Annotated in this window: 1 pseudogene; it reads right to left on the bottom strand. The window is 36.9% G+C overall.

Going from position 1 to position 255, the window contains the following annotated elements:
• Positions 1–255, bottom strand: a pseudogene (locus ACHRVL_RS23085) (IS21 family transposase); the annotation flags it as partial.

The raw sequence follows: 255 nt of genomic DNA on the forward strand, positions 1-255 counted from the left end.
AAGAGAGATAACGCTCCCACATGCCATACATGGTTACGCCTGTTTTCTTTAATTCCCGTTCCATTTGGGGGAAAAACTCATAGACCTTTTGCATCCTTGGAGTCGTAACCTCTTCTGTGCTTTGGGAAAAAAGTGTGTCTAATTCTGCATCTGTTTTTTGATTAATCGATTCAAGGCTTAATCCAAGTACTTCAAATAAAGAGATGTATTTCTTTACTGTATTTCTGGAAAGAGACAAATACTTGCTAATAAACA

Origin of the sequence: Flavobacterium sp. FlaQc-28 (assembly GCF_044007415.1) — a bacterium.
Taxonomy (GTDB): Bacteria; Bacteroidota; Bacteroidia; order Flavobacteriales; family Flavobacteriaceae; genus Flavobacterium.